This window comes from Mycolicibacterium arcueilense (assembly GCF_058536225.1).
The window spans coordinates 229,525-256,433 of record NZ_JBZTYL010000011.1 but is presented as its reverse complement, the minus strand read 5'-3'; the positions used below and the strand labels follow the sequence as shown (position 1 = coordinate 256,433).

Genomic DNA, 26,909 nt, shown 5'->3' with positions numbered 1-26,909 from the left:
CTACCGCCAATGGCTCAACGCCCAGCTCAACAACGCCGCTTGACTCTTACCAGAGATAGGAGCATCAAGTCCGGCGGTCGCGCAGACCTGGCCCAAAACAATCGGCCGCACAACATTGTGCGGCCGATTGCGGGGTCCGGAATTCCACAGACCGGTTAATTCCGGTTTGGCGTCTCAAACAAATGTATGCCCGGTTTTATTCCCGGCTCAGCAGGCGACGTCGACGTATGCCGTCTTTGAAATGACGGTGGTATTGATGGAACTTCCGCCCCTTGAGTCGTTGGTGGCGATGGTCTGGCCCTGGCGCACGCCGAGCACGGTGCAGTTGGCCAGCGGTGCCGCGCCGGTGCGGTTGACGATGACGTGATATCCGCTGGTCTGAAGGCTTTTCACGGTCTGTTCGGCCGACTGTGCGGTCGGGGCGGCGGCGGCGACGCCCCCGAGGAATGCTCCCGCGGCCAGCGCACCCGCGGCTAATGTGGCGATGGTATATGACTTCATTTCCCAACCCTCCGTCGTAGGCCGCACCGGAAGTCCCACTACTACCGGTTGCTGCCTAATACGTTTAATTGGGAATCGGGTTCGAAAATTCCAGAATTCTCAGCTGGATATTCGGAATTTCTCAGGATCGGGGCGGGATGCCCGACCGGTTTCGGCTCAGCTCTCCTCGACGGTGACCCGGAGTCGCGGCTTGTGCCCGGCGTCCGAGTTGTCCATGCGATCCCACACCGCATCCACCAGGGGGGCGAGCAGCATCTCGCCCATCTGGCGCACCAGGACGGCCACGATCTGCGTCGACTCGCGACGTCTGGTTGATGCGCGCCCCGACTTCCGCAGTGCGTTGACCTCCCGTGCCGTCAGGTCCACGAGGACGTCGAGCAGATGCAGATTCTCGCCCGACGGGTCCAGTAGTGCGCGGCGCACGTAATTGACCACCGGTGGGTTGGCTTCCAGCATCTTGCGCACGGCCGCATCGCGGGCGGCGGTGAGATCGGCCGGCCCGCCGGTGTCGGGAACCTCGGACAGTGCCGTGGCGAAGTAATCCACCACCAACTGGTCGACGGCATCGCGCAACCCGGCTTTGGTCTTGTAGTGGTGCTGCACCAGGCCCAGGGTGGAGCCTGCTTCGGAAGCGATGGCGCGCAGTGAAATTCGGTCCTGTCCGTACTTCGAATACAGGTCCAGTGCGGTGTTGCGGATGCGGGCCTTCGCCGTCAGGTCTTCGTTGGTGACCCGCGGGTTGACCATGCCGTACTCCTCCGGTACATCTGACTTGTCTCCAATACATCTGTATCGTAGCCGGTGACTGCGACCAAGGTGAGGTAACGACGATGTCTGAACTCTTCCCGGACTACCGGGCCTCCTGGGAGACCGACCAGCACCGTGAGCTGCGTCGGCATGCCGCCGAGTTCTTCCGTAGGGAAGCCACGCCCAACCAGGAACGCTGGGCCCGAAACCACCAGGTCGACCGCGAATTCTGGAACAAGCTCGGCGACGCCGGGTTGCTGGGTCTGGACCTGCCGGAGGAATACGGCGGTGCCGGCGGGGACTTCGGATTCTCAGCGGTCGTCGCCGAGGAACTCGCTCTCGCCCATGATTCGGCATCGGGATGGGTGGTGCATTCCCCGATCGTCGCGCACTACATCGACACCTACGCCGATGCCGAGCAGAAGCAGCGCTGGATGCCGAAGATCATCAGCGGCGAGGCTGTGCTGGCGATCGCGATGACCGAGCCCGGCACCGGATCGGATTTGCAGGCAGTGCGGACGACAGCCGTGCGTGACGGCGACGACTACGTCATCAACGGATCGAAGACGTTCATTTCCAATGGAACTCACTGTGACCTGCTGGTGATCGTCGCCAAGACCGACCCGTCGCAGGGGGCGGCGGGCATCTCCCTGATCGTGGCGGAAACCGGTGACGACCTACCGGGCTTCGAACGTGGACGCGTGCTGGAGAAGGTGGGCCAGCACGGCCAGGACACCCGTGAGCTGTTCTTCGCCGACATGCGGGTGCCGGTGCGGAATCTTCTCGGCGAACAGGAAGGGCTGGGCTTCTATCAGCTGATGGAGCAACTGGCCCGCGAACGGCTGGCCATCGCGTCGGTGTGCTCCGGGATGGCCGAAGCCGCGGTGTTGGAGGCGATCCGCTACACCAAGGATCGTGAGGCCTTCGGTAAGCCGCTGATCGGTTTCCAGCACAACAGGTTCGCTCTCGCCGAACTCAAGGCCGAGGTTCTGTCGATCAAGACCACGGTCGACTATTGCGTGCAGTCCTATATCGACGGGCGCAACGACCCGGCGACCGCGTCGATGGCCAAGCTGATCGCCGCGGACAAGGGCGTGGCCGTGGTCGACCGTTGCGTGCAGTTCTTCGGTGGTTACGGCTACATGATGGAGTACCCGATCGGGCGGGCGTATGCGGCGGCGCGGGTCAACAAGATTTATGGCGGCACAAGCGAAATCATGAAGGAGATCATCAGCCGGTCGCTGTGACGGATCTCCGACTGCGAAGAACTGCTCAGGTGGGCCCGACCTGTGCCATCGTTGAAGGATGAGTAGTGACGGGTACAGCGTCGATGACGACGACCAGTTGACTCAGGAGGACACCCTGATCGACCGGGGTGTCGACGATCTGCTCGACGAGGGTTACTCGCCGCCGGACCGTTGGCGGGAACCGCGGGACCACGAGACCCTCGATGAGCTGCTCGCCGAGGAAGAACCTGATCCCGCGATGCAGCTCGACGACTCCGAGGTCCCCGACGAGCAGGCCGGTGACGACGAGGTCGGGGGTCGCCGGTGCGGCCGGCTGGTGGCCCCTGATGCCGGCTTCGGCGAGGACGACGAGGCAGAGTTGCTCGGGACGGATGTCGGCATCGACGGCGGCGCGGCCTCTGCCGAAGAAGCCGCGGTTCACATCATCGAGGAGTAGCGCTCCGACGCTGCAGCGCGACTGATGCGGTGAACACCAGCAGGCCACCGACGGCCAGCGCCGCGCCTGCGGCCGCGGGGGCGGTGTAACCGAAGCCGGCCGCGATCACCAGACCGCCCACCCAGGCGCCCGTGGCATTGCCGATGTTGAGCGCGGAATGGTTGAGCGCGGCGGCCAGTGTCTGCGCATCGTGGGCGACGTCCATCAGCCGGGTCTGCAGGGCGGGGCCGACGGCCGAGCCGGCCACCCCGACCCCGAACAACAGCGGCAACGCGGTCCACGGGCTGTGCGACCCCAGCGAGAACGCGGCCAGCAGTACCGCCAGTGAGCCCAGTGCCAGGTACAGGGCACGGACCACCGAGATGTCGGCCAGCCGGCCGCCGATCAGGTTCCCGACCACCATGCCGAGGCCGAACACCATGAGCGCCACGGGAACCAGCGACCGTGGCAGTCCGGTGACGTCGGTCATCGTGGTGCTGATGTAGGTGTAGACCGCGAACATGCCGCCGAAGCCGATCATGCCGACGAGCACCGCGAGCCACACCTGCGGTCGGCGTAGCGCTCCGAGTTCGGTCAGCGGACTGGTGACGTGCATGGCCCGGAGTTGCTCGGGCAGCCAAGCCCACTGAGCGGCCAGCGTGACCAGGCCGACGCCGACCACCAGACCGAACGCGCTGCGCCAGCCAAGGGCCTGGCCGAGCCAGGAGGCCAAGGGCACACCAAGCACCGTCGCGACGGTCAGCCCGCACAGCACGTAGGCCACGGCCTTGGCCCGGTTCTGCGGACCCATCAGATGCGCCGCGGCCAGCGCGGCGATCCCGAAGAAGGCGCCGTGCGGCAGACCGGTGACGAACCGGGCGGTGACCAAGGTCGCGTACGTCGGCGCCAGCATGCTGGCCACGTTGCCGAGGGTGAAGACGGTCATCAGGGTGAGCAGCAGCGCCTTGCGCGGCCACCGCGCGGTGAGCGCGGCGATGACGGGCGCGCCGACGACCACGCCCAACGCGTAGGCGGAGATGACGTGGCCCGCGGTGGGCTCGGTGATGCCGAACCCCGTCGCGATATCGGGCAGCAGGCCCATCGCGACGAATTCGGTGGTGCCGATCCCGAAGCCGCCGAGGGCCAGGGCGAACACTGCGAGCATGCGCACCGTGGGGTCGGGAGCGACGATGGAGCGCGCGCGTTCGAGGGAGGTCGTCATTCGCAGGCTTTCCGAGTCTTCTGAGTTGTTCCGGGGTGGCCGGACTGAGCTCTCGGACAGCGTTGGCGAGAACGGCGGGTGCAACGCTAACGGCGCGGTGAGTGTTCCCTCAAACCGCGGGTTCGATGGCCCCCGTTTTCCACGCCTGGGTCGTCGGACGGCGCCGGACGCGACCCAGACGTAGATAACGGCGCGAAGAAAACGCCCTAGACCTTGGCGATGACGTTCTCGGCGAACTTCTCCAGGTGGCGGATCTTGCGGTCGAGCGGCTCGGGGTCGTCGCCGTTGATGTAGGGCAGGCGGAAGCCCACGATCACATCGGTGACGCCCTTGTCCTCGAGTCGTTTGATGCCGTCGGGCGTGTATGCGTCAGCCGAGATCACGTGGACCTCAAATGGTCCGGTCTGACCTTCCTCGGCACGGATCTCGTTGAGTCGTTTGAGGAGGACATCGAGGTCGTCGGTGCCGCCGCCGTGCATCCAGCCGTCGTTGCGGGCCGCACGGCGCAGGGCCGCCTCGGCGTGCCCGCCCACGAGGATGGACACCGGCTTCGACGGTGCCGGGGTCATCTTCGTCTTGGGGATGTCGTAGAACTCGCCGTGGTACTCGAAGTAGTCGCCGCTGGTCAGTCCGCGGATGATGTCGAGGCACTCGTCCATGCGCTTGCCGCGACGCGCGAACGGCACCCCCATCAGCTCGTAATCCTCGGGCCACGGGCTGGTGCCGACCCCGAGGCCCAGCCGGTTGTCGAACAGCGCGTTCAGGGAACCGACCTGCTTGGCCACCAGGGCCGGTGGGCGGATCGGCAGCTTGAGGACGAAGAAGTTGAACTTGAGCGTGGTGGTGACCGCGCACAGGGCCGAGGCCATCACGAAGGCCTCGATGAACGGCTTGCCGTCCAGGAACTCCCGGTTGCCGTCGGGGGTGTACGGGTATTTCGAATCGGATTCGAAGGGGTAGGCGACGCTGTCGGCAATGGTCATGGCGTGATAGCCGGCCGCCTCGGCCGCCTGGGCCAGCGGGATGTAGTAGGTGGGATCGGTCATGGCTTCGGCATAGGTGAACCGCATGCCGTACACACTAGAACGTGTTCTAGTTTTGTGGGGCGGATCGGCCAGGCATGATGACCGGGTGGCTGCCTGGCTGACCCGCAACGTCCGGGTGCTGTCGGCGGTGTCCTTTCTGCAGGACGCTGCAAGCGAGCTTCTCTATCCGCTGCTGCCGATCTATTTGACGGCCGTGCTGGGTGCCCCACCCGCGGTGGTCGGTGCGGTGGAGGGCGCCGCCGAAGGCGCGGCCGCGATGACCAAGCTGGCCGCGGGACCGCTCGGTGACCGCTATTCGAAGCGCCCCTTGATCGCCACCGGTTACGGGATGGCGGCCCTGGGCAAGGTCATGGTCGCAGCGGCGAGTGCGTGGTCCGGTGTACTCGCGGGCCGCGTGGTGGACCGGCTCGGCAAGGGGATCCGCGGTGCGCCACGGGATGCCCTGCTGGTCGTCGATGTCGACGACGCTGCCCGCGGCCGGGTGTTCGGGTTCCACCGGGCCATGGACACCATGGGCGCCGTCGTCGGTCCGCTACTGGGTTTGGCCGGCTATGAACTGCTCGACCATCAGATCGCGCCACTGCTGTGGGTCGCGGTGGTGCCCGCGGTGCTCAGCGTCGCGCTGGTGTTCCTGGTCTCCGAAAAGGGGAGAAGGAAACGTACCGAGCCGCGCCCGCCGCGTCAGCCGGTGTTCGCCCGCGTGCGGGACCTGCCCGGGCGGTACTGGCGGGTGACGGCCGTGCTGGTGGCGTTCGGCCTGGTGAATTTTCCCGACGCACTGCTGTTGTTGCGGCTCAACGAGATCGGTTTCTCTGTCGTCGAGGTGATCCTGGCCTATGTCACCTACAACGCGGTGTACGCGCTTGCCAGCTTCCCGGCCGGGCTGCTGGCCGACCGGATCGGCCGGCTACCGGTGTTCGGCATCGGTCTGGTGTTCTTCGCGATCGGCTATGCCGGGCTGGGACTGACCACCGATCCGCTGCTCGCCTGGCTGCTGATCGGGGCTTACGGCTTGTTCACCGGCTGCACCGACGGGGTCAGCAAGGCCTGGGTTTCCTCCCTGGTCGGCGCTGACCTCCAGGGCAGCGCACAGGGAGTTTTCCAGGGGCTCAGCGGTTTTGCCGTGCTGGGCGCCGGGGTGTGGGCCGGGCTGCTCTGGACCGTGGTTCCAGGTCAGCCCGGCCAGCTGCCACTGCTGATCTCTGGGATCTGTGGTGCGGTGTTCGCCGTCGGGTTGCTCGGTAGCTCGGCGCTTACCCGGCGGCGCTGACTTCGGCCTCGTCGGCGCCGTCCAGCTCGAAGGGCGGTTCACCCACGCCGGAAATTGAGTGCGTGCCCTGCGAGGTGCGTTCGGTGATGCGGGCATCGACCGTTCGGGTGCCGATGGTGAGCCGCACCGGCCCGGGAGCGACGGTGCTCGGGGCGTCGAGAATCGTTCCCTGCCAGTGGTAGCGGCCGTCGATCGGATCCAGATGGCCGGCCAGGCGAACGTTCACCCGGCGATCGCCGTCACCGGTGTCCAGAATGGCCAGTCCGTCGAACACCTCTTCGGTGACGCCCTCTTCGGAACCGGTGTCCGGTCCGGCCGGTCCGGTGAGGCCACGCGGGGCCTTCGCCGGCAGGAAACCCGAGCGTCGCCACATCCGGCGCCCGATGCGCCCCATCAACCCGACCTCTTCGAGGAAGGCGGCCAGCGGGGCGAATCCCGAGATCTGCACCTCACGGCGGTGTGCGCTGGCCCGGGCCATCCGGCGGGCGGCGCGGGCGTTCAGGCCCACGCGTGCGTACTGGACCTTGTTGGTGAACAGGTAGCGGAAGAAGAACCCGCCGACCCCGTTGAGGTTGGCCACCCATACCCGCTGGTACCAGTGCATCGAGGGAGTGCGCCCACGCAGACCGTCACGCGCAAACTGGATGTGCCGGGCCTCCTCGGTGACGTGAATGCGCATGAGGCGCTGCACCATCGGTTGCAACTCGGGGTCATCCATCATCTGCCGCTGCAGCGAGTCGAAGATCTCCTCGCCGATCAGCGCCGCTACCCAGAGCACCGAGCCGCGGAAGAAGAACGGCAGCGAGTTGATGATCATCCGCTGGTACAGCCGTGGCCGCACCGGCTTCGCGCCGATCTTGTCGATGGCCTTGCCGAACATCACCATGTGCCGGGTCTCGTCGCCGAGTTCGGTGAGTTCGTAGTGTGTGGAATTCGAGGTGGGATCCTGGTGCATCATCTTGCGCAGCAGCGCCTGGTTGAGGATGTTCTCGAACCAGATGCCCGCAGAGAGCGTGTTGGCCAGCTCCTCGCGTGACAGCTCGATCTGCTCTGCGCGGGACATGCTGTCCCACAATGGGGTTCCGTACAGCGACACGATCCGCGGCGGCAGGAAGAACTTGTCCGGATCGATCGGCGCCTGCCAGTCGATGTCCACCACCGGCGCGTACGACTTGCGAACCGAACCCTTGAGCAGGCGTTCGGAGAACGCGTCCCGCCGCGCAGCGTTGGCCGAGCCTCCGCCGGGTCTGACCGAAGTTGTCACCGTTGACGTTCCCTTCGTTTGTGGTCCCCCTCTTCCCGACGGTAGGTACCGACAATGCGTGATGTCAATACCCCGGGTACCGGATACTTGGGGTACCCGGTTCCGGTTCGGTTAACCTTCGACGGTGCGTCGCATCCATGTCATCGGTATCGGGGCCGGTGATCCGGACTTCGTCACCGCACAGGCCATTTCCGCGCTCAACGACACCCAGGTGTTCTTCGCGATGGACAAGGGTCCGCGCCGGGGCGCGGCCGATGATCTGGTCGCGGTGCGCAAGCTGATCTGCGACCGTTTCATCACCAACCCCGGCTACCGCTTCGTCGAGCTGGTCGACCCGCCGCGCGCCGCGGCCGGCGACGCACCGGGCTACCGCCGGGTCGTGGCGGACTGGCATGCCGAGCGGGCCCGGATCTGGGCGGCGGCCATCGAATCCGAACTCGGGCCCGACGGCACCGGGGCCTTTCTGGCCTGGGGGGATCCGTCGCTGTACGACAGCACGTTGCGGATCCTGGACAAAGTGTCCGAGTACGTGGATTTCGAGTACGACGTCATCCCGGGCATCACCGCGATCCAGGTGCTGACCGCACGGCACCGCATTCCGCTCAACGAGGTCGGCGAACCGGTGCTGATCACCACCGGACGCCAGTTGCGCGAGCATGGCCTGACCGGCAGCGCCGTGGTGATGCTCGATGCCGACTGCTCGTTCAAGCAGTGCCCGCCGCAGACCCGCATCTGGTGGGGCGCGTATCTGGGCACACCCGATGAGTTGCTGTATGCGGGAACCGTCGGGGAGATCGGCGACGAAATCGTTGCTGCGCGTGCCGAAGCGCGAACGCGCCACGGCTGGATCATGGACACGTACCTGCTGCGCTCGGCAGACTAGACCGCCATGAGCTCATTTCTCCTGCGCGCCGCGATAACCGGATTCGCGCTCTGGGTGGTCACTCTCGTCGTGCCGGGGATCTACTTCATCGGAGGCGACTCGACCCTTGCCAGGGTCGGCATCATCTTCGTCGTCGCGGTGATCTTCGGTCTGGTCAACGCGTTCGTCAAGCCCATCGTGCAGATCCTGTCGATCCCGCTCTACATCCTCACGCTCGGACTGATCCACATCGTGATCAATGCGCTGATGCTGTGGATCACCTCGTGGATCACCGACAACACCACGGGGTGGGGTCTGCACATCGACCAGTTCTGGTGGACCGCCATCTGGGCCGCGATCGTGCTGTCGCTGGTCAGCTGGCTACTGTCCTTCGTCAAGGCTCTCGCTTAAGGCTCTCGCTTAAGGCTTCGCGTAAGGCTGTGGCCTGCTCGGTCAGCGCCGCCGCGGTGTCTGCCGCCGCCTCGGCGCCGGCCTCGGTCGCGCCGTCGTGCTCGGCGCCCCAGCAGGCCGCCAAGGTTCGGTAGGCCAGTTGTTCGGTGGCCACGACCGTCGGCCACATGCGTTCGGCGCCAAGGCGTTGCGCGGCCGATCCACCGACGCTCCCGTCGTAGGCCGGCAGCAACTCCATGGCCCGCAGTTGCAGATCGCGACGATCGGTACGGGCGGCTGGGGAGGTGGCGTCGTCCGCGGCCAGGTGGGGCAGGGTGTTGGTGACCGCGTCGAGCGTGGCGGAGATCGCGGTGCGCAGGCCGGTCGGGTGGCGCAGACGCTGGGTCGCCCAGTAGACGGCCAGGGCCACCGCGCAGCCGATCAGGGTGTCGCTGCCGCGGGTGAGCAGCAGCTCACCGAGGTTGTCGACGGGTTGGCCGCCGGAGGCGATGGTGAGTGCGGCGGGCGTGATGAATACGACGGCCAGCGTGTAGTTGCGCATCACGTACATCTCGATGACGAATTGCAGCGCCCCGATCACCAGGGCCAGCCACAGGCCCTGCGGGTGCAGCGCCAGGATCGCGCCGGCAACGCCGAGGCCGAGCCAGGTGCCGAGCGTCCGTTCGACGCCGCGGACCACGGTGCGTTGCCAGTCGAATCCCTGGTGCAGCATCAGTACGGCGGCGGCCATCGCCCAGTAGGCGTGGGTCATCGTGAGTGCCTGCGAGATCAGCACGGCGATCACGCCCGAGATCGCGACCGCGATTGCGACCCGCACCGTCAGTTGCAGTGACACCGAGCCCGGCGTCAGCGCCCGGCGCAGCAGTTGCACGATGCTGGGCCTGCCGAGTGGAACTCCTTCGGCGCCATGCTCATCGGTGATCGCGTCGCCGGGCACGGTGGCCAGGTGACGGGCCAGGGCCGCGCCGTCATACGCCAGCGGCTCACCGGCTTCGGCGGCCCGCATGGCGTCGGCGAACAGCACGTGCAGCCGGCGGTTGACGACCCGCAGCCGGTACAGCGTCTGGTCCGGTTTGGGTTGTACCGGCTGATACGTGACCAGGTTGACCCACGCGGTGTGCAGCAGGAGCGCCGCGCGGTGTCGCGTGTCGGCCCAGGGGGTCTCGATGTATGCCGCGACGGCGGCGGCTGCCGCGGCCACCGCCGCCTTCTCCGGACCGCGGGGCCGGACCAGCGCGCCGGACATGTGCACCAGCCAGGCGAACGCGCCGCCGGCGAGGACCAGCGCGGCGTGATGGCCCGGGCTGAGGTGCAGTGTCGCCGGCGTTCCGGTGCCGGCTGCGCAGGCCAGCACAACCATGTAAGCCCCGGGCGCCCCGACGCTCAGGGCATGGCAGACCAGGGTGGCCACCGCGGCGATCATCGTCACGGTCAGCACGCCCAGCCACGGCGCCGACGACGCCCAGTCGCCGAGGGCCACGGCGACGGCGAAGCACACTGCGACCACACCGAGGTACGCGCCGCGATTCAGGTACGGGCGGCCGCTGCCGTAAAGCGAGGTGAATCCGCCGATGGTGGCGATCAATCCGGCCGTGGTGTCGCCGGCCAGCCAGCCCACCAGAACAGGTACGGCCATGCAGATTCCGGCGCGCAGCGCGAACGGCCACCGGCGCGGCACGCTGTTGATCACGAAGATGTTCCGCAACGGGTTGGTCGCCGTGGGAGCAGGCCGGTCGGACATGTCTACAGCATGCTCGGCGTTTCGCTGACACACTGGAGCCATGCCTGAACTGCCCGAAGTCGAGGCGCTGGCCGATCATCTGCGCCGCAATGCGACCGGCCGGGTGGTCACCCGGATCGATGTGGCCGCGTTGTCGGTGCTCAAGACGTTCGATCCGCCGACGACGGCGTTGCACGGCCAGACCGTGACCGGGGCGAACCGCTGGGGCAAGTACCTCGGACTCGAAGTCGGGCCCTGGCATCTGATCACCCATCTGTCCCGGGCGGGGTGGTTGCGCTGGTCGGACAAATTGGCGACGACGCCGCTCAAACCGGGCAAGGGGCCGATCGCGCTACGCGTGCATCTGGGAGATTCGGTGGGTTTCGACCTGACCGAGGCCGGGACCCAGAAGCGGTTGGCGGTGTGGGTGGTCGCCGATCCGCTCGATGTGCCGCAGATCGCCTCGCTCGGGCCTGATGCGCTGTCACTGGATTCGGCTGGGTTGGCCGGTGTGCTGGCCGGGCAGAGCGGGCGGATCAAGACGGTGATCACCGATCAGAAGGTGATCGCCGGGATCGGCAACGCCTACAGCGACGAGATCCTGCACGTGGCCAAGCTGTCGCCGTTCGCCACCGCGGGCAAGCTGACCGACGCCCAACTCGGCGCGCTGCACGACGCGATGATCTCGGTCCTCACGGATGCGGTGACGCGGTCGGTGGGGCAGCAGGCCGCGACACTCAAGGGGGAGAAGCGCTCTGGCCTGCGCGTGCACGCCCGCACCGGACTGCCGTGCCCGGTGTGCGGGGACACCGTGCGGGAGGTGTCCTTCGCCGACAAGTCGTTCCAGTACTGCCCGACCTGTCAGACCGGAGGCAAGGTGCTGGCCGACCGGCGAATGTCCAGGCTGCTCAAGTAGCGGCCGCGTTTTTGACAGTTGTCTAACTCGGTTATCCTGCAGCGATGACCCGTCAGAAGATCCTCATCACCGGTGCCAGCTCCGGACTGGGCGCGGGCATGGCCCGGCAATTCGCGGCCAAGGGCCGGGACCTGGCGCTGTGTGCCCGTCGCACCGAGCGGCTCGATGAGCTCAAGGCCGAACTGGCCGACCGGCATCCCTACGTCAAGGTGGCGGTCGCTGCGCTGGACGTCAACGACCATGAAGCCGTGCCTCGGGTGTTCGGCGAGCTGTCCGAGGAACTCGGCGGCATCGACCGCGTGATCGTCAACGCCGGAATCGGCAAGGGCTGGCCGTTGGGCGAGGGCAAGCCGTGGGCCAACAAGGCAACCATCGAGACCAACCTGATCGCCGGTCTGGTGCAGATTGAGACGGCGCTGGAGATGTTCAAGAAGTCCGGCAGCGGTCACCTGGTGTTGATCTCGTCGGTCCTGGGCAACACCGGTGTGCCCGGCGGTAAGGCGGCCTACTGCGCGTCGAAGGCCGGCATGACCTCGCTGGGCGAGTCGCTGCGCGCCGAGTACGACAAGGGTCCGATCCGCGTGACCGTGATCGAGCCCGGCTACATCGAGTCGGAGATGACCGCCAAGTCGGCGACCACGATGCTCATGGTCGACAACGAGACCGGCGTGCGCGCGATGGTCGAGGCCATCGAGAAGGAGAAGGGCCGGGCCGTGGTGCCGCGTTGGCCGTGGGCGCCGTTGACCCAGGTGATGCGCTTGCTGCCACCGAAGTACACCAAGCGCTTCGCCTGAGCTGTTCGCCCGGCGTCAGGGCACGTGCACGCAGCCGACGCCGGGAACACAGCCGCCGCCACCGCCTGGGCCGCCGCCGCCGCTCGGGCCACCGGGAATCGAGCCGCTTCCCCCGCCGGGGCCGCCGCTACCGGTCGGGCCGCCGGGAATCGAGCCGCCCCCGCCTTCTGGGCCGCCACCGCCAGTCGGGCCGCCGGGAATCGAGCCGCCGCCACCTTCTGGGCCGCCACCGCCGGTCGGGCCACCGGGCATCGAACCTTCACCACCAGTGGCCGGAGCCGGAGTGGTGGTGGGGGTCTCCGTGGTCACCGTCGTGGTGACGACAGACGACGTCGGTGAGGGGGCAGTGTCTTCACTGGAACCACACCCTGCAAGCAGCGGTGCCGCGGTGAGCGCCACGCCCATCCCGACCGTCATCGACCACTTCCGGATGGATGGCCAGGTACCGCTGTTGCAGGTGGTCAAGGTCAGCCGGTTTGTTGACATCGTTTGAACTCCAGTTCGGTCGGGACACGTTTTTGGTCGAACAGGGTTTACGGAATTCCCGCTGACGACCGGATTGAATCACCCACATGATCCGGGCCACTGTCGGTCGAGGTTAGGTTTGAGCCCGAAACGAACGTGGGTAGCCCAGACTCATGTCCACAAAGTTGATTACCTCGATGTTGTTCGCAGGCGCCGCGGCGGGTGCTGTGGCCTTCGCCCCGGTTGCTTTCGCCGAGCCCGGACCGCCCCCGCCCGCCCCGCCGGCCCCGGGTTGCTACAACCCGGATGGCACTCCGTGTACTCCGTCGGCCGGCCCGCAGGGCGCGGGCGCCGAGGTTCCCGGTGGCCCCGGGGCGCAGGCCGGCTCTGACGGCCATGTCTCCGCAGGTGTGCCGGGCGGGCCTTGGGCCGAGGCCGGGCCCGGTGGTGGCGTCGCCTGTGTTCCGGGCGGACCGTGCCGAACCATTGACCTGCCCGGCTGATCACGACCGGACCTAGGCCGAGCGCCCTCGCTCGACGCGGTAACGCCGCACCAGCGCATCGGTCGACGAGTCCGACTGCTCGCCCGGTGATTCCGATTCGGTGATCACCGGCAGCAGGGCCTTGGCCTGGGTCTTACCCAGCTCGACGCCCCACTGGTCGAAGGAGTCGATCCCCCACACCACTCCTTCGGTGAACACCTGGTGTTCGTAGAGGGCGATGAGTTGGCCCACCACCGACGGCGTCAACCTGGTTGCCAGGATTGACGTCGTCGGTCGGTTTCCGGGCATCACCTTGTGCGGCACGACAACGGACGGAGTGCCTTCTGCCGCAATGGCTTCGGCTGACTTGCCGAACGCCAGCACCTGGGTCTGGGCGAAGAAGTTGCTCATCAGCAGGTCGTGCATGCTGCCGGTGCCATCGGCGGTGGGGAGGTCGTCGGTGGGCTGGGAAAAGCCGATGAAGTCGGCGGGTACCAGCCGGGTGCCCTGGTGCAGTAGCTGATAGAAGGCGTGCTGGCCGTTGGTTCCCGGCTCACCCCAGAAGATCTCACCGGTGTCGGTGGTGACGGCCGTGCCGTCGGCACGCACCGATTTGCCGTTGGACTCCATGGTCAACTGCTGCAGGTACGCCGCGAACCGGGACAGATCGTTCGAGTACGGCAGGACCGCACGCGATTGTGCGCCAAAGAAATTCGAGTACCACAGCCCGATCAGGCCCAGGAGTGCCGGAGCATTGCCGGCCAGCGGTGCGGTGCGGAAGTGCTCGTCGACGAGGTGAAAGCCGGACAGGAATTCGGCGAACCGCTCGCGACCGATCGCTGCCATCACCGACAGCCCGATCGCCGAGTCGACCGAGTACCGGCCGCCCACCCAGTCCCAGAACCCGAACATGTTGTCGGTGTCGATGCCGAACTCCTGTACCAGCTTCGCGTTGGTGGACACCGCCACGAAATGCTTGGCCACCGCGTCCTCGCCGAGCGCATCGACCAACCACCGGCGGGCGGCGGTGGCATTGGTCAGCGTCTCGAGGGTGGAGAACGTCTTGGAGGCCACGATGAAAAGCGTTGTGGCCGGGTCCAGATCGGCCAGCGTCGCCACCAGGTCGGCAGGGTCGACGTTGGACACGAAGCGGGCACTGATGCCGGCGTCGGCGTAGTGGCGCAGCGCGTCGTACACCATCACCGGCCCCAGGTCGGAACCCCCGATGCCGATGTTGACCACTGTCTTGATGCGCTTTCCGGTGGCACCGGCCCACTCGCCGCTGCGCAGCCGGTCGGTGAACCCGCCCATGCGATCGAGGACGTCGTGCACATCGGCCACCACGTCCTGGCCGTCAACCGTCAACGCCGCATCGGCAGGCAACCGCAGTGCGGTGTGCAGCACCGCACGGTCCTCGGAGGTGTTGATGTGCTCCCCGGCGAACATCGCCGCGCGGCGGGCCTCCAGCCCGGCGGCGCGGGCCAGGTCGGCCAGCAATTCCAAAGTGCGGCGGGTGACGCGGTGCTTGCTGTAGTCGATGTAGAGATCGCCGACCGTCAACACCAGTTCGGTTCCGCGGGCCGGATCGTCGGCGAAAAGCTCCGTCAGATGGATATCGCGGATCTCGTCGTAGTGCTTCGACAATGCCTGCCATGCGGGGGTTGCGGTGATGTCAGCACTCATTCTGCTGACCTTAGTGCGGTGCTTGATTCGAAGGTGTACATGATGGATGTATGGCCATTGAAGACTTGATTTCATCCGTGCCCACGGGTCTGTGGATCGGTGGTGACGAACGCCAGGCCGCATCGACGTTCAATGTGCTCGACCCCAGCGACGATCAGGTGTTGGCCACGGTGGCCGACGCGACCGCCGCCGATGCCGTCGCCGCGCTGGACGCCGCATGTGCGGTGCAGGCCGAGTGGGCTGCCACGGCGCCGCGCAAGCGCGGCGAGATCCTGCGTTCGGTGTTCGAGAAGATCACCGAACGCGCCGACGACATCGCCGCGCTGATGACCCTGGAGATGGGCAAGGTGGTCGCCGAGAGCAAGGGCGAGGTCGCCTACGGCGCCGAGTTCTTCCGCTGGTTCTCCGAGGAGGCGGTGCGCATCGCCGGTCGCTTTACCCCGGCGCCTGCGGGCACCGGTCGGATCCTCGTCACCAAGCAGGCCGTCGGCCCGTGTTACGCGATCACACCGTGGAACTTCCCGTTGGCCATGGGCACTCGCAAGATGGGGCCCGCGTTCGCCGCGGGCTGCACCATGATCGTCAAACCCGCGCAGGAAACCCCGCTGACGATGCTGCTGCTGGCCAAGCTGATGGATGAGGCCGGCCTGCCCAAGGGCGTGCTCTCCGTGTTGCCGACCAGCGATCCGGGCGCGGTGACCACCGCGCTGATCGACGACGGGCGGCTGCGCAAGCTCACCTTCACCGGCTCGACCGGGGTGGGCAAGGCACTGGTGAAGCAGTCCGCCGACAAGCTGCTGCGGACGTCGATGGAGTTGGGCGGCAACGCCCCGTTCATCGTGTTCGACGATGCCGACGTCGACGCCGCGGTGGACGGCGCGATCCTGGCCAAGATGCGCAACGGCGGCGAGGCCTGTACCGCCGCCAACCGTTTCCACGTCGCGAACTCCGTGCGCGAGGAGTTCACCGACAAGCTCGTCAAGCGGATGAGTGAGTTCACCCTCGGCAAGGGCATCGACCCCGCGTCCACCTTGGGCCCACTGATCAACTCCAAGCAGGTCAACACCGTCACCGAACTCGTCTCCGACGCGGTGTCGAAAGGGGCGACGGTCGCTGTCGGCGGCGTCGCCCCCGGCGGCCCGGGCAACTTCTACCCGGCCACGGTGCTGGCCGATGTGCCCTCCGATGCCCGCATCCTCAAGGAGGAGATCTTCGGCCCCGTTGCCCCGATCACGGGCTTCGACACCGAGGACGAAGGTGTGGCCGCCGCGAACAACACCCAATACGGCTTGGCTGCTTACGTTTACACGCAGTCACTGGACCGTGCGCTGCGGGTGGCCGAGGGCATCGAATCCGGCATGGTCGGCATCAACCGCGGTGTCATCTCCGATGCGGCTGCCCCGTTCGGCGGCATCAAGGAATCCGGATTCGGCCGTGAGGGCGGCATCGAGGGCATCGAGGAATACCTCGACACGAAATATATTGCGCTAACCCGTTAGCGCCTCGTCGCGCCTTCCCGATTCGGCGCCCGATGCCCCCTAAACTCTGGGGCTCGGACGCCACGACGGGAGGGCATGACGTGACTGCGGCGCCGGTCCGTGCTGCCAGTCGGCGTCGGCGTGCCTCCATCCGGCGTGACATCCCGGCACTCGACGGCATCCGCGCGATCGCGGTGGCCTTGGTGCTGGCCGGTCACGGCGGGGTGCCGGGTGTGGCCGGAGGTTTCATCGGCGTCGACGTCTTCTTCGTGCTCAGCGGATTCCTGATCACCTCACTTCTGCTCGACGAGTTCCGCCGCACCGAGCGCATCGACCTCAAAGGCTTCTGGATCCGCCGGGCCAAGCGTCTGCTGCCGGCGATGGTGTTGATGACCTTGGCCGTCGTGATCGCCCGGCCGTTGTTCCCGTCCGAAGCGGTGTCCTCGCTCCGCGAGGACGCGGTCGGGGCGTTCTTCTGGATGGCCAACTGGGTGTTCGTCGCCGCGGACACCGACTACTTCAGCCAGGGCGCCACACCCTCGCCGTTGCAGCACACCTGGTCGCTGGCGGTCGAGGAGCAGTACTACCTGCTGTGGCCATTGCTCGTGCTGGCCGCTGCGCTGCTGGTGCGTCGTCGCTCGACGGGCGCTGTCCGTGCCGTGGTCTTCGTGCTGGCGGTGCTCGGCGTGGTCGGCTCGGCCGTCGCGGCGATTCTGTTGTCCGGCGAAGCCGGCGAGCTCAACCGCGTCTACTTCGGCACCGACACCCGGGCGCAGGCGCTGCTGATCGGTGCGGCTGCCGCGGCGCTGCTGGTGCGGGACTGGTCAGCGCTGACGGTGTCGGGCACGCTGATCCGGACCCGGTGGCGGCGCTGGGTCGCCTGGACGTTGCCGGTGATCGGGATCGCGGTGCTGACGCTGGCCGCGCACCTGGCCACCGGAAGTGCCGACGAGTTCCATCACGGGCTGCTGATCGTGGTGGCCGTGGGTGCGGTGCTCGTCGTCGCTCCCGTCGCGCTGGATCAGGACGGCTACGTCGCGCGGGCGCTGGCCTGGTTCCCGCTGGTCACCCTCGGCGTCATCTCCTATGGCGTCTACCTGTGGCACTGGCCGATCTTCCTGATCCTCAACGGTGAACGCACCGGGCTTTCCGGCTGGTCGCTGCTGGCGTTGCGGTGTGCGGTGACGATCGCGGTGTCATGGGTGTCGTGGTGGGCGATCGAGCAGCCGGTCCGGCACTGGCGCCCACAGCATGTCCCGATGCTGCGGCTGGCTGCGGCGACGGTGGCCACCGCCGCGGTGGTGACGATGACGGTCGTCCCGGTGAGCATCCCGACGCGTCCCGCGGGCCCGGATGTGATGGCCGCCGCGGCGTCCGAGCAGGACATCGGTGCGGAGCGGGCGGTTCCGGTGGGGCCGCCGCCCGCGCTGCCGCCCGGTACGCGGACCGTCGCGGTCTTCGGTGACTCGGTGGCCTGGACATTGATGCGGTATCTGCCCGCCACGCCGGGTTTCCATTTCAGCGACTACACGACCATCGGTTGCGGCATCGCCCGCGGCGGCCCGTACCGGTCGGCCGGGGAGACGCTGAACCAGAAGCCGGAATGCGATTCCTGGCCCGAGCGCTGGGCCCAGCGCATCGCCCACGACCGCCCCCAGACCGTGTTGTTGATGATCGGGCGCTGGGAGGTTGTCGACCGGACGTGGCACGGGCGATGGATGCACGTCGGCAACGATGCCTACGACGCGTATCTCAAGGGAGAGCTGCGGCGGGCGTTGGACATCCTCAGCTCGACCGGGGCCCGCGTCGTGGTGACCACGGCGCCCTACAACCGGCGCGGTGAACGGTCGGACGGCACGCTGTACCCCGAGGATCAGCCGGGCCGGGTGCAGGCCTGGAACACCATGCTGCGCAGTGTGGTCGGGCAACGGCCCAACGTGTCGGTGCTGGATTTCAACGCCAAGCTCAACCCGGACGGCAAGTACACCGCGAAGATCGACGGGGTGCGGATGCGCAGCGACGGTGTGCACCCGACCTCGGAGGCCGTGCAGTGGCTGACGCCGTGGCTGCTCGACTCGCTGAAGGCGCCTGCCAAACCGGTAGGGCGCTGAGCGGGCTAGTGGCCCAGGCGGCCACGCCCGAGTTGCAGCAGCAGGATGGCCAGGTCCTTGCCCTCGGGGCCGAGCACGCTGTAGCGCTCGATGACCTGCATCTCGCGGCTGTGCACCAGGCGGGTGCCGCCGGAGGCCATCCGGGCCTTGCCGATCAGCTTGGAAACTTCGGCGCGCCGCTGGACGGCGGCAAGGATGGTGGCGTCGAGCTCATCTATCTCCCGGCGCAGGTCATCGATCTCAGGCACAGGCTGATCGTCCCAGTCGGTCCGTGCCAGCGCAAAACTGTCCCCGCTCGGCGGTAAGTTTGAACGCAAGATGACCACTTCCCCCGTCGCCTCGCCAGTTGCTGCAGATGTTGATCAACTTCTTGACGGCTTGAACCCTCAGCAGCGCCAAGCTGTGCTGCACGAGGGGTCGCCGCTGTTGATCGTCGCCGGTGCCGGTTCGGGTAAGACGGCGGTGCTGACCAGGCGTATCGCTTATCTGCTGGCGGCCCGTGAGGTCGGGGTCGGGCAGATCCTGGCGATCACGTTCACCAACAAGGCCGCCGCCGAGATGCGCGAGCGCGTGGTCCAGCTGGTGGGCCCGAGAGCCCGGAACATGTGGGTTTCGACGTTCCACTCCACCTGCGTGCGGATCCTGCGCAATCAGGCGTCACTACTGCCGGGGCTGAACTCCAACTTCTCGATCTACGACTCGGACGATTCCCGCCGCCTGCTGATGATGATCGGCAAGGACATGGGGCTGGACACCAAGCGGTACTCGCCGCGACTGCTGGCCAACGGCATCTCGAACCTGAAGAACGAGCTGATCGGACCCGAGCAGGCCGCGGCCGAGGCGTCGGAGGCGGCCGAGGAGATGGCCGGCATCATCGCGCAGGTCTACGGCGAGTACCAGCGCCGGCTGCGCGCGGCCAATGCGCTGGACTTCGACGATCTGATCGGGGAGACGGTCGGGATCCTGCAGGCCTTCCCTCAGATCGCCCAGTACTACCGGCGCCGGTTCCGCCACGTCCTGGTCGACGAGTACCAGGACACCAACCACGCGCAGTACGTGTTGGTGCGCGAGTTGGTGGGGCACCACCTCGACGAGAAGGACGGAGTGGCCCCGTCGGAACTGTGCGTGGTGGGGGACGCCGATCAGTCCATCTACGCGTTCCGCGGCGCGACGATCCGCAACATCGAGGACTTCGAGCGCGACTACCCGGACGCGACCACGATCCTGTTGGAGCAGAACTACCGCTCCACCCAGACCATCCTGAACGCGGCCAACTCGGTGATCGCCCGCAACACGGGCCGCCGCGAGAAGCGGCTGTGGACCGAGGAGGGCGAGGGTGAGCTGATCGTCGGCTACGTGGCCGACAACGAGCACGACGAGGCCCGGTTCGTGGCCGAGGAGATCGACTCGCTGGCCGACAGCGAGGGCCTGAAATATTCGGACGTCGCGGTGTTCTACCGCACCAACAACTCCTCGCGCGCGCTGGAGGAGGTGTTCATCCGCGCCGGCATCCCGTACAAGGTCGTCGGCGGCGTGCGGTTCTACGAACGCCGCGAGATCCGCGACATCGTCGCCTACCTACGGGTGCTCGACAATCCGGGTGACGCGGTGAGCATGCGTCGCATCCTCAACACCCCCCGCCGGGGCATCGGGGACCGGGCCGAGGCGTGCGTCGCGGTCTACGCCGAGAACACCGGGTCCAACTTCAACGATGCGCTGCAGGCCGCCGCCGAGGGGCGGGTGCCGATGCTGAACTCCCGTTCGGAGAAGGCCATCGCGAGCTTCGTCGAGATGCTGGACCAGTTGCGCGCCAAGCTCGATGACGAGCTGGGGGATCTGGTGGAGGCCGTGCTGGAGCGCACCGGCTACCGCCGTGAGCTCGAGGCCTCCAGCGATCCGCAGGATCTGGCCCGGTTGGACAACCTCAACGAATTGGTCAGCGTCGCACACGAGTTCAGCACGGATCTCGCCAATGCCCGGGCACTGGCCGAGCAGGGTGAGGGTGAGCCGGTCGACGAGGACATCCCGGATACCGGGGTGCTGGCCCAGTTCCTGGAGCGGGTGTCGTTGGTGGCGGACGCCGACGAGATCCCCGAAGACGGTGCGGGTGTGGTGACGATGATGACGCTGCACACGGCCAAGGGGCTGGAATTCCCGGCGGTGTTCGTCACCGGCTGGGAGGACGGCATGTTCCCGCACATGCGGGCACTCGGCGACCCCAACGAGTTGTCCGAAGAACGTCGGTTGGCCTACGTCGGCATCACCCGGGCCCGCAAGCGGCTGTACCTCTCACGGGCCAAGGTGCGTTCGTCGTGGGGGCAGCCCATGCTGAACCCGGAATCTCGTTTCCTGCGGGAGATTCCCGAGGACCTGATCAATTGGCGACGCATCGAACAGCCATCGTCGATGAGTGCGCCGGTCGGCAACGCCGGCCGCTACGGCACCCCGCGTCCGTCCCCGTCACGGCCTGCGCCGGCGCGCAACCGTCCGATCATCACGCTGGAGCCCGGCGATCGGGTCACCCACGACAAGTACGGGTTGGGCCGCGTCGAGGAAGTCACGGGTGTAGGCGATTTGGCGATGTCTCTGATCGACTTCGGCAGCGGGGGTCGGGTCAAGCTCATGCACAATCACGCTCCGGTGCAAAAGCTCTAAGGCCGGCACCAGCGTTTGGTCCCAGGCATCAAGGCGAACATCAAGGTCAACACCGGCACCGCGGAGAGTGCGTTGGACACCGCGTCTTGGGGCCCCTGGACGATAAATTCGACGACCGCCACTGCCGCGTACAGTGCGCTGCTGACGATGATAATCGTGCGTCCGCTGGGGTTGTGCCGCAACAACTTCATCGCACCCACCGTGAACGCCAGGGCAAGGGCCGTCGCGACGGTCGCGTATCCGAGCAGCGGAATACGGAACTCTGCGCGCTCCACGTCAGCGGGTCCGAACAGCCCTATGAGCACGCCGGTCCCCACGATGACCATCAAGACGAAGTAGCCGAACCCCGCGCAGATGAAGCTCAACACGACGGTCGTCACCGCCGCGCCGCGGCCGGCCTGCTCAGACTCCCCGTACATGGCCCCTCCTCACCATCAGAGCAAAATTTAACAGTGCTTGGACGGGCGGCGGTGCACCAATTTTCGGTCAGGCCTAGGCGCGCCGGCCCAGTCGCCATAGCTGGCTGCGGTCGGGCGCCGAGCCGACCAGCAGGGCCGCCGCCGCAGCGGTGAAAACCGATGCGCTGAACGGTGTCTCGAAGCCGGCGAAGACGAACATCGAGAGGCCGAAGACCAGCAGGATCGCTGCGCTGGCAAATGACACCCACCGCAGGGCAATGCCCAGCAGTAGTCCCACGGCGAGGACGATCTCGACGATCGTTGCGCCCCACGCGACGATGTCGACCAGCACCCCGGTGAGGTAAGGCGCCAGGACATGAACGTAGGCCGTGAAAGACTCGAAGTTCCCCCAGCCGACATTGGACGTGCCCGGTGGTCCCCACAGGCCGAATCGGTCGGCGACGGTGGACAGGAATCCGGCGGCCAGCGCCACGCGGGCGAACAGGGTCGCTCCTCGGAGCAATAGTTTGTTCTCGGACGGGGTCTTCTCGTCAGCAGACGCGTCGTCAGACATGGGTAACAGGATGGCTGTCGGGTGATTGTGCCGCAACATCGCGAGATCGACATCAGGGTCGTGAATCCTGACGGTTTACGACCCTGACGTAGATCTCGGCGCCACGTCGTGACCGGGGTGATGCCAGGGACCGTCGGCCAGCACCGCCGGGGCGCTGAGCCGTGGCTCGGCCAGAGGCGGAATCGCGGTCAACACCGGATTCTGGTCCAGCCGGGACCCGGGGGAGCGACCCCGGCCCCAGCCCACCATCTCGCGGTAGCCGCCGAGCAGGCCGGCTTCGGCGACGGCGGATTCCGTCGCGTGCGGGCTGTCGGCGCCGACGGGTACCGAGACCGGCGAGACATAGAGCGCATCGGTGGGGCAGTAGGCCTCGCACATGAAGCAGGTCTGGCAATCGGACTGGCGGGCGATGACGGGCACGCCGTCGGGGCCGCGATCGAAGACGTCGGTGGGGCATACCTTCACGCAGACGTCGCATTTGATGCATGCGGTGGTGCTGACGATCTCGATCACGCCACGGCCTCCGAGGAGATGAGCTGCGGGGCAACGGGATCGGGGGCGGTCCAGACGTCGTCGAGACCGCCGACCAGGATGCGGTGCTCGAAGCGGTGATCCGATTCGGGCAGATCTTCACGCCGGTGCAGGCCGCGGGTCTCGGGCCGGGCCAGGGATGCGGCGGTGATCCAGCGCGCCGCTGCCACCATGGCGACTGCTTGGCGCTGCTTGTAGGCCGCACGTGCCGGAAGCGGGGCGAGACCGTCGGCGATGTCACGCCAGAGGGTCTCCAGTGCTCCGGCCGATTGGCGAAGCCGCTCAGCTGATTTCAGATAGCTGCGCTGTGGCGGCAGAACGTGCGACTGGGCCGCTGCTACCACCTCGTCGACGGTCGGCGCACCGGAGCGTGACCGTCCCGTGGGCGCTATCGCTGCAGCCGGTTGGGCGCGTCGGGCGCGGCTGAACTCCGCGGCGCCCCGGCCGGCGAAGGTGCCCGACGCGATTGCCCAGGAGCCGTTGCGGCTGCCACCGCCCGACAGCGAGCCGGTGATGAGCTCACGGGTCGCGGCGTCCCCTGCCGCATACAGTCCGGGCACCGTCGTCGCGCAATCCGGCCCGACCAGTCGCAGGCCACCGGTGCCACGCACCGATCCCTCGTAGACCATCCGGACCGGGTATGCCGTCGTGAACGGGTCGATACCGGCCTTGTCCAGCGGCAGGAAGTAGTTCGGCTGCGCATCGCGCATGGTCTGGCGGATGTGTTCGGGGGCGCGGTCCAGGCGGGCGAACACCCGCTCCCCACGGGTCAGCGCCCGCTGTGCGTCCTGACGGCCACTCAGCCCACGTTGGGTGGTGAAGGGCCGGCCGTGTTCGTCATAGAAGCTGCCCCACTGCAGCATTCGGCCCTTGGTGTGCACGCCCCATTCGGGCGCCAGCGCGTAGGCGGTGCAGAACTCCATACCGGACAGGTGCGCGCCGCGTTCGGCCGCCATCAGCAGACCCTCGCCGGTATCGACGTTGGTGCCGAAGGTTCCGGACAGGAAGGCGGTTCCGCCGGTGGCCAGCACGACGGCACCCGCGGTGACCTGCCACGGCCGGCCGCTGTCCTGCCGGGCGATGCCGGTGGCACCGGTGACGACGCCGTCGCGGTCGGCGGTCAGGTCGAGTGCCGGGTGATGGTCGAGGATCAGCACGCCGCTGCGGTGGGCCTTGCGGCGCATCCGGCGCATGTACTCCGGGCCCTGCAGACTGCTGCGCATCTCGCGGCCGTCGGCGCCCACCGGGAACGGATAGCCCCACTCGGAGAGCTGCTCGAGCCGGTCCCATGAGGTGGCCAGTACCCGGAACATCCACTCCGAGTCCGTGATCCGGCCGGCGGCCAGCTCACGCTCGCGTACCGAATCCTCGCGCCGCGGGCCGGGACCGATGGCCCACAGGTTGTTGCCACCGGCGGCGGTGGCTCCACTGGTGCCGCAGTAGCCCTTGCCCACCAGGATGACCCGGGCACCGGATTCGGTGGCCGAGATGGCGGCCCAGGTGGCGGCGGGGCCGCCGCCGATCACCAGGACATCGGTGACCAGCGCATCGGGGTCAGCGGGAGCGGTCATGGCCTACTTCCTCTCGGACACCGAGTTCGGCCAACAGCACGCGGCGCAGTTCGTCGAAGCCGTCGTCGCTGCGGGTGCGGGGGAAGGGCAGTCCGACACGGCGGTCGAGCGATACCCGTCCGCCCGAGAGGACCACTACCCGGTCGGCCAGCAGGATCGCCTCGTCGACGTCATGGGTGACGTGCAGGACCGCCATGTGTCTGCACGACCACAATTCGTGCAGCAGCCCGTACATCTTGAGCCGGGTCAGCGCATCGAGCGCGCCGAACGGCTCGTCGAGCAGCAACAGGTCGGGTTCGCGGACCAGCGCGCGGGCCAATGAAACCCGTTGCGCCTCACCGCCGGACAACGAGAGCGGCCACGCCCTGGTCTTCTCCGCCAGGCCCACCTCTTCGAGCGCGGACCGGCCGCGCGCCGTCCGGCTGGGGGCGTCGGGTCCGGCGTCGGGCAGTGCGAAGGTCACATTGGCCAGGGCTCGGCGCCACGGCAGCAGCCGCGGGTTCTGGAACACCACCGCCCGGGAGCGAGGCACCTTCACCGAGCCGGTGACCTGATCGTCGAGGCCCGCCAGCACCCGCAGCAGGGTGCTCTTCCCCGAACCGGACCGGCCCAGCATCGCGACGAATTCGCCGTCGTCGATCTGCAATTCGAGGTCGTCGAGCACCTGCTGATCACCGAATGCGCGCCGCAGGCCGTGCACCTCGACGACCGGTGAACTCATGCCGGGGCTCCCAGACCCTCGAAACCGTTGCGCCAGGACAGCAGGAGCCGTTCCAGTACCCGCACGAGCGTGTAGGACAGCAGACCCGCGACTGCATAGATGAGGATCACGAGCAGCGACACGTCGAACTGCAGGTTGGTCTGGGCCCGTGACATCAGGTAGCCGATGCCCTGTGTGGTGTCGATCATCTCGGCGAAGATCAGGCTGAGCCATGCGCTGGACAGCCCAAGCCGCAGGCCGACCAGGAAATTCGGCATCGCGCCGGGCAGGATCACCTGGGTGATCAGGGTGTGCCGTGGTGCCTCGAGGGTTTGGGCCATCTCGACGAGTTGCCGGTCCACACCGCGGATTCCGGAATAGGTGTTGATGTAGATCGCGATCGCCACCCCGGTGGTGATCAGCACGATCTTGGGCCCCTCACCGATGCCCATCCAGATGATCAGCAACGGGGTCAGCGCGAAGTTCGGCACCGCCTTGAGGATCTGCGTGGTCCAGTCGAGCAGGTCCTCGCCGGTCCGGGTGAGCCCCGCCAGGATCGCGAGCGCGACCCCGATGAGAATGCCGAGCACCGTGCCGGTCAGCACCCGGACCGCCGACGCGCCGACATGGGTGGCGAGTTGGCCGTCGCCGAGCAGCCGCCACGCGGTGGCCGCCACCTCGGTCGGAGGTGGGAAGAGGTCGGTATTGAGCAGGCCCGTCGTGGAGCCGACGGTCCAGATCGCAAGGATCAGTGCCGGGCTCGCCAGCCGGCGCACCGGTCGAGGTAGGCGCGCCCACAGGCCTTTTCGTCGGCTATGGCCACCGACGACCTCGATGAGTTCCGGACGGGCGGCCGGGGCCTGGACGACGGTCGCTGCGGTCATGACTTGGCCCCGGCCCATTCCCGGACCGAATACTCGTGGTCGAACGATCCGTCGGCGTTCAGGAACTTGTAGGCGGCCTCGAGCTGGTCCACGCCGACCTGGGGGAACGGCTCGGTGTTGAACTCCTCAGCGCGGGTGGACTTCTGGACGAACTTCAGGTCGGTGTCGTCGGTCTGTGCGACCCAGGCCAGGTAGTCGTCGAAATTCTCGGTGATGTCGCGGTTGACGCTGGTGACCGCCTGCTGCCAGGCACCGATGAACTCGGGGTGGGCGTCGGTGAACGAGCGCAGGGCGATGTTGGTGCCGGTGCTACCGAAACCGTGCCGCGACAGGCTGTCGATGATCGGGAAGCCCTTGGATTCCAGCTCGGCCGCGCTGGCGCCGGTCACGACTGCGGCGTCGATCTTCCCGGAACTCAGGCCGGCGATGGACTCGGGCGTCGGCACGTCGCGCACGTGGATCTGGCCGGTCAGCCCTGCGGCATCGATGAGTTGCCGGGCGGCCCGGTCCCGGATCGTGCCCTGCGGAGCGGTGATGTCCTTGCCGACCAAGCCTTTGATCTCGGTGGGCCCGCCCTTGGCGCCCACCAGCCACGCGTCGCCGTTCACCGAATCCAGGGACAGCAGAACCACTTTCGGGTCGCGACTCTGGGCCCGCAGGCCCGGGTTGTCGCCGATGGCCGCCACGTCGATGGCTCCGGCGAACAGGGCGGAGGCGACGTCGCTACCGGATTGGAAGAACGAGTATTCGATCTTGCCGACCCCGACGGATTTGAGTTGTTCGGTGAGAATGCCCTGCTTGTCACCCCAGCCCAGCGAGCCCGCGGGGGTACCGGTCACCGAGGTGGCCCCGACCCGCAGCGTGTAGCCGTCGGCGTTGTCGTTGGTGCTGCAGGAGACGGCGGTGGCGAGGACGGTGAGCGCAAAAGCGGTGCGCAACAGGCAGTTGAACATGGGAGCGGG

Annotated in this window: 27 protein-coding genes; 11 read left to right on the top strand and 16 right to left on the bottom strand. The window is 67.3% G+C overall.

The window, feature by feature from the left end; genetic code table 11:
- Positions 1 to 207: 207 nt before the first annotated feature.
- Both AC4LGL_RS17820 and AC4LGL_RS17815 read right to left on the bottom strand, forming a co-directional pair.
- Positions 208 to 501 (bottom strand): hypothetical protein, encoded by a 294-nt coding sequence (locus AC4LGL_RS17820; RefSeq protein ID WP_064887370.1) that lies wholly within the window; start codon positions 499 to 501, stop codon positions 208 to 210.
- 156 nt (positions 502 to 657) lie between these two features.
- Positions 658 to 1,248 (bottom strand): TetR/AcrR family transcriptional regulator, encoded by a 591-nt coding sequence (locus tag AC4LGL_RS17815; protein ID WP_491839924.1) that lies wholly within the window; start codon positions 1,246 to 1,248, stop codon positions 658 to 660.
- Positions 1,249 to 1,331: 83 nt separating this feature from the next.
- On the opposite strand from AC4LGL_RS17815, the gene AC4LGL_RS17810 reads away from it, so the two are divergent.
- Both AC4LGL_RS17810 and AC4LGL_RS17805 read left to right on the top strand, forming a co-directional pair.
- Positions 1,332 to 2,495: an acyl-CoA dehydrogenase family protein gene (locus AC4LGL_RS17810; RefSeq protein ID WP_491839923.1), complete on the top strand. Its 1,164-nt coding sequence runs from the start codon at positions 1,332 to 1,334 to the stop codon at positions 2,493 to 2,495.
- A 58-nt stretch (positions 2,496 to 2,553) separates the two neighbouring features.
- Positions 2,554 to 2,931, top strand: a complete 378-nt coding sequence (locus AC4LGL_RS17805) for a DUF5709 domain-containing protein (protein ID WP_491839922.1) — start codon at positions 2,554 to 2,556, stop codon at positions 2,929 to 2,931.
- On the opposite strand, the gene AC4LGL_RS17800 is transcribed toward AC4LGL_RS17805, so the two are convergent.
- Positions 2,918 to 4,132 (bottom strand): MFS transporter, encoded by a 1,215-nt coding sequence (locus tag AC4LGL_RS17800; RefSeq protein ID WP_491839921.1) that lies wholly within the window; start codon positions 4,130 to 4,132, stop codon positions 2,918 to 2,920. The two genes, AC4LGL_RS17805 and AC4LGL_RS17800, sit on opposite strands and share 14 nt — an antisense overlap.
- A 206-nt stretch (positions 4,133 to 4,338) precedes the next feature.
- Positions 4,339 to 5,202 (bottom strand): LLM class flavin-dependent oxidoreductase, encoded by an 864-nt coding sequence (locus AC4LGL_RS17795; RefSeq protein WP_491839920.1) that lies wholly within the window; start codon positions 5,200 to 5,202, stop codon positions 4,339 to 4,341.
- 61 nt (positions 5,203 to 5,263) lie between these two features.
- On the opposite strand from AC4LGL_RS17795, the gene AC4LGL_RS17790 reads away from it, so the two are divergent.
- Entirely contained in the window at positions 5,264 to 6,448 is a 1,185-nt protein-coding gene (locus AC4LGL_RS17790) for an MFS transporter (RefSeq protein ID WP_491839919.1), read from the top strand.
- On the opposite strand, the gene AC4LGL_RS17785 is transcribed toward AC4LGL_RS17790, so the two are convergent.
- Positions 6,432 to 7,712 carry a diiron oxygenase gene (locus AC4LGL_RS17785; RefSeq protein ID WP_491839918.1) on the bottom strand — a complete coding sequence of 427 codons (1,281 nt, stop codon included), beginning with the start codon at positions 7,710 to 7,712 and terminating at the stop codon, positions 6,432 to 6,434. The genes AC4LGL_RS17790 and AC4LGL_RS17785 overlap by 17 nt on opposite strands.
- Positions 7,713 to 7,836: 124 nt before the next feature.
- Here AC4LGL_RS17785 and cobF point away from each other — a divergent pair, with 124 nt between their 5' ends.
- Together cobF and AC4LGL_RS17775 are read left to right on the top strand one after the other, a co-directional pair.
- Entirely contained in the window at positions 7,837 to 8,595 is a 759-nt protein-coding gene (cobF, locus tag AC4LGL_RS17780) for a precorrin-6A synthase (deacetylating) (RefSeq protein WP_491839917.1), read from the top strand.
- Between the two features lie 6 nt (positions 8,596 to 8,601).
- Positions 8,602 to 8,985 (top strand): phage holin family protein, encoded by a 384-nt coding sequence (locus AC4LGL_RS17775; RefSeq protein WP_491839916.1) that lies wholly within the window; start codon positions 8,602 to 8,604, stop codon positions 8,983 to 8,985.
- On the opposite strand, the gene AC4LGL_RS17770 is transcribed toward AC4LGL_RS17775, so the two are convergent.
- Positions 8,969 to 10,726 (bottom strand): FUSC family protein, encoded by a 1,758-nt coding sequence (locus tag AC4LGL_RS17770; RefSeq protein ID WP_491839915.1) that lies wholly within the window; start codon positions 10,724 to 10,726, stop codon positions 8,969 to 8,971. The two genes, AC4LGL_RS17775 and AC4LGL_RS17770, sit on opposite strands and share 17 nt — an antisense overlap.
- Positions 10,727 to 10,766: 40 nt before the next feature.
- Here AC4LGL_RS17770 and AC4LGL_RS17765 point away from each other — a divergent pair, with 40 nt between their 5' ends.
- Both AC4LGL_RS17765 and AC4LGL_RS17760 read left to right on the top strand, forming a co-directional pair.
- Positions 10,767 to 11,621 carry an Fpg/Nei family DNA glycosylase gene (locus AC4LGL_RS17765; RefSeq protein WP_491839914.1) on the top strand — a complete coding sequence of 285 codons (855 nt, stop codon included), beginning with the start codon at positions 10,767 to 10,769 and terminating at the stop codon, positions 11,619 to 11,621.
- 44 nt (positions 11,622 to 11,665) lie between these two features.
- On the top strand, positions 11,666 to 12,415 hold the full coding sequence (locus tag AC4LGL_RS17760) for an SDR family oxidoreductase (RefSeq protein WP_044520156.1): 750 nt from the start codon (positions 11,666 to 11,668) through the stop codon (positions 12,413 to 12,415).
- Between the two features lie 15 nt (positions 12,416 to 12,430).
- Here the strand turns inward: AC4LGL_RS17760 and AC4LGL_RS17755 are convergent, their stop codons facing one another.
- Entirely contained in the window at positions 12,431 to 12,832 is a 402-nt protein-coding gene (locus tag AC4LGL_RS17755; RefSeq protein ID WP_491839938.1) for a hypothetical protein, read from the bottom strand.
- Positions 12,833 to 13,053: 221 nt separating this feature from the next.
- Here AC4LGL_RS17755 and AC4LGL_RS17750 point away from each other — a divergent pair, with 221 nt between their 5' ends.
- On the top strand, positions 13,054 to 13,383 hold the full coding sequence (locus tag AC4LGL_RS17750; protein WP_090427219.1) for a hypothetical protein: 330 nt from the start codon (positions 13,054 to 13,056) through the stop codon (positions 13,381 to 13,383).
- Between the two features lie 12 nt (positions 13,384 to 13,395).
- Here AC4LGL_RS17750 and pgi read toward each other — a convergent pair whose 3' ends face one another.
- Complete coding sequence (gene pgi / locus AC4LGL_RS17745) at positions 13,396 to 15,045, bottom strand: glucose-6-phosphate isomerase (RefSeq protein ID WP_491839913.1); 1,650 nt, start codon at positions 15,043 to 15,045, stop codon at positions 13,396 to 13,398.
- A 50-nt stretch (positions 15,046 to 15,095) separates the two neighbouring features.
- Here pgi and AC4LGL_RS17740 point away from each other — a divergent pair, with 50 nt between their 5' ends.
- Both AC4LGL_RS17740 and AC4LGL_RS17735 read left to right on the top strand, forming a co-directional pair.
- Positions 15,096 to 16,544: an NAD-dependent succinate-semialdehyde dehydrogenase gene (locus AC4LGL_RS17740; RefSeq protein ID WP_491839912.1), complete on the top strand. Its 1,449-nt coding sequence runs from the start codon at positions 15,096 to 15,098 to the stop codon at positions 16,542 to 16,544.
- A 32-nt stretch (positions 16,545 to 16,576) separates the two neighbouring features.
- Positions 16,577 to 18,634: an SGNH/GDSL hydrolase family protein gene (locus AC4LGL_RS17735; RefSeq protein WP_491839911.1), complete on the top strand. Its 2,058-nt coding sequence runs from the start codon at positions 16,577 to 16,579 to the stop codon at positions 18,632 to 18,634.
- A 5-nt stretch (positions 18,635 to 18,639) separates the two neighbouring features.
- Here AC4LGL_RS17735 and AC4LGL_RS17730 read toward each other — a convergent pair whose 3' ends face one another.
- Complete coding sequence (locus tag AC4LGL_RS17730) at positions 18,640 to 18,951, bottom strand: chorismate mutase (RefSeq protein ID WP_491839910.1); 312 nt, start codon at positions 18,949 to 18,951, stop codon at positions 18,640 to 18,642.
- Between the two features lies 1 nt (position 18,952).
- On the opposite strand from AC4LGL_RS17730, the gene pcrA reads away from it, so the two are divergent.
- Complete coding sequence (pcrA, locus tag AC4LGL_RS17725; RefSeq protein WP_491839909.1) at positions 18,953 to 21,289, top strand: DNA helicase PcrA; 2,337 nt, start codon at positions 18,953 to 18,955, stop codon at positions 21,287 to 21,289.
- Here the strand turns inward: pcrA and AC4LGL_RS17720 are convergent.
- The 7 genes from AC4LGL_RS17720 to AC4LGL_RS17690 all read right to left on the bottom strand — a co-directional run bounded on the left by AC4LGL_RS17720 (position 21,286) and on the right by AC4LGL_RS17690 (position 26,900).
- Complete coding sequence (locus tag AC4LGL_RS17720) at positions 21,286 to 21,708, bottom strand: hypothetical protein (RefSeq protein WP_491839908.1); 423 nt, start codon at positions 21,706 to 21,708, stop codon at positions 21,286 to 21,288. The genes pcrA and AC4LGL_RS17720 overlap by 4 nt on opposite strands.
- Positions 21,709 to 21,781: 73 nt before the next feature.
- On the bottom strand, positions 21,782 to 22,261 hold the full coding sequence (locus AC4LGL_RS17715; protein ID WP_491839907.1) for a hypothetical protein: 480 nt from the start codon (positions 22,259 to 22,261) through the stop codon (positions 21,782 to 21,784).
- Positions 22,262 to 22,336: 75 nt separating this feature from the next.
- Positions 22,337 to 22,774, bottom strand: coding sequence for a 4Fe-4S dicluster domain-containing protein (locus AC4LGL_RS17710; protein ID WP_491839906.1), 438 nt, complete (start codon positions 22,772 to 22,774; stop codon positions 22,337 to 22,339).
- Positions 22,771 to 24,363 carry an FAD-binding protein gene (locus AC4LGL_RS17705; RefSeq protein WP_491839905.1) on the bottom strand — a complete coding sequence of 531 codons (1,593 nt, stop codon included), beginning with the start codon at positions 24,361 to 24,363 and terminating at the stop codon, positions 22,771 to 22,773. Before AC4LGL_RS17705 ends, AC4LGL_RS17710 begins: the two co-directional genes overlap by 4 nt.
- Positions 24,347 to 25,084, bottom strand: coding sequence for an ABC transporter ATP-binding protein (locus AC4LGL_RS17700; protein WP_491839904.1), 738 nt, complete (start codon positions 25,082 to 25,084; stop codon positions 24,347 to 24,349). Before AC4LGL_RS17700 ends, AC4LGL_RS17705 begins: the two co-directional genes overlap by 17 nt.
- The gene (locus tag AC4LGL_RS17695) at positions 25,081 to 25,965 is read right to left on the bottom strand and encodes an ABC transporter permease (RefSeq protein WP_491839903.1); all 885 of its coding nucleotides are present in this window, start codon (positions 25,963 to 25,965) and stop codon (positions 25,081 to 25,083) included. Before AC4LGL_RS17695 ends, AC4LGL_RS17700 begins: the two co-directional genes overlap by 4 nt.
- Positions 25,944 to 26,900 (bottom strand): ABC transporter substrate-binding protein, encoded by a 957-nt coding sequence (locus AC4LGL_RS17690; protein WP_491839902.1) that lies wholly within the window; start codon positions 26,898 to 26,900, stop codon positions 25,944 to 25,946. Before AC4LGL_RS17690 ends, AC4LGL_RS17695 begins: the two co-directional genes overlap by 22 nt.
- Positions 26,901 to 26,909: the final 9 nt, after the last annotated feature.

Excerpts from the sequence above, each read along its gene's own strand:
- AC4LGL_RS17820 (WP_064887370.1), bottom strand. The coding sequence starts at position 501 with ATGAAGTCATATACCATCGCCACATTAGCCGCGGGTGCGCTGGCCGCG.
- AC4LGL_RS17815 (WP_491839924.1), bottom strand. The coding sequence starts at position 1,248 with ATGGTCAACCCGCGGGTCACCAACGAAGACCTGACGGCGAAGGCCCGC.
- AC4LGL_RS17810 (WP_491839923.1), top strand. The coding sequence starts at position 1,332 with ATGTCTGAACTCTTCCCGGACTACCGGGCCTCCTGGGAGACCGACCAG.
- AC4LGL_RS17805 (WP_491839922.1), top strand. The coding sequence starts at position 2,554 with ATGAGTAGTGACGGGTACAGCGTCGATGACGACGACCAGTTGACTCAG.
- AC4LGL_RS17800 (WP_491839921.1), bottom strand. The coding sequence starts at position 4,132 with ATGACGACCTCCCTCGAACGCGCGCGCTCCATCGTCGCTCCCGACCCC.
- AC4LGL_RS17795 (WP_491839920.1), bottom strand. The coding sequence starts at position 5,202 with ATGCGGTTCACCTATGCCGAAGCCATGACCGATCCCACCTACTACATC.
- AC4LGL_RS17775 (WP_491839916.1), top strand. The coding sequence starts at position 8,602 with ATGAGCTCATTTCTCCTGCGCGCCGCGATAACCGGATTCGCGCTCTGG.
- AC4LGL_RS17770 (WP_491839915.1), bottom strand. The coding sequence starts at position 10,726 with ATGTCCGACCGGCCTGCTCCCACGGCGACCAACCCGTTGCGGAACATC.
- AC4LGL_RS17765 (WP_491839914.1), top strand. The coding sequence starts at position 10,767 with ATGCCTGAACTGCCCGAAGTCGAGGCGCTGGCCGATCATCTGCGCCGC.
- AC4LGL_RS17760 (WP_044520156.1), top strand. The coding sequence starts at position 11,666 with ATGACCCGTCAGAAGATCCTCATCACCGGTGCCAGCTCCGGACTGGGC.
- AC4LGL_RS17755 (WP_491839938.1), bottom strand. The coding sequence starts at position 12,832 with ATGACGGTCGGGATGGGCGTGGCGCTCACCGCGGCACCGCTGCTTGCA.
- AC4LGL_RS17750 (WP_090427219.1), top strand. The coding sequence starts at position 13,054 with ATGTCCACAAAGTTGATTACCTCGATGTTGTTCGCAGGCGCCGCGGCG.
- pgi (WP_491839913.1), bottom strand. The coding sequence starts at position 15,045 with ATGAGTGCTGACATCACCGCAACCCCCGCATGGCAGGCATTGTCGAAG.
- AC4LGL_RS17740 (WP_491839912.1), top strand. The coding sequence starts at position 15,096 with ATGGCCATTGAAGACTTGATTTCATCCGTGCCCACGGGTCTGTGGATC.
- AC4LGL_RS17735 (WP_491839911.1), top strand. The coding sequence starts at position 16,577 with ATGCCCCCTAAACTCTGGGGCTCGGACGCCACGACGGGAGGGCATGAC.
- pcrA (WP_491839909.1), top strand. The coding sequence starts at position 18,953 with ATGACCACTTCCCCCGTCGCCTCGCCAGTTGCTGCAGATGTTGATCAA.
- AC4LGL_RS17720 (WP_491839908.1), bottom strand. The coding sequence starts at position 21,708 with ATGTACGGGGAGTCTGAGCAGGCCGGCCGCGGCGCGGCGGTGACGACC.
- AC4LGL_RS17715 (WP_491839907.1), bottom strand. The coding sequence starts at position 22,261 with ATGTCTGACGACGCGTCTGCTGACGAGAAGACCCCGTCCGAGAACAAA.
- AC4LGL_RS17705 (WP_491839905.1), bottom strand. The coding sequence starts at position 24,363 with ATGACCGCTCCCGCTGACCCCGATGCGCTGGTCACCGATGTCCTGGTG.
- AC4LGL_RS17700 (WP_491839904.1), bottom strand. The coding sequence starts at position 25,084 with ATGAGTTCACCGGTCGTCGAGGTGCACGGCCTGCGGCGCGCATTCGGT.
- AC4LGL_RS17695 (WP_491839903.1), bottom strand. The coding sequence starts at position 25,965 with ATGGGCCGGGGCCAAGTCATGACCGCAGCGACCGTCGTCCAGGCCCCG.
- AC4LGL_RS17690 (WP_491839902.1), bottom strand. The coding sequence starts at position 26,900 with ATGTTCAACTGCCTGTTGCGCACCGCTTTTGCGCTCACCGTCCTCGCC.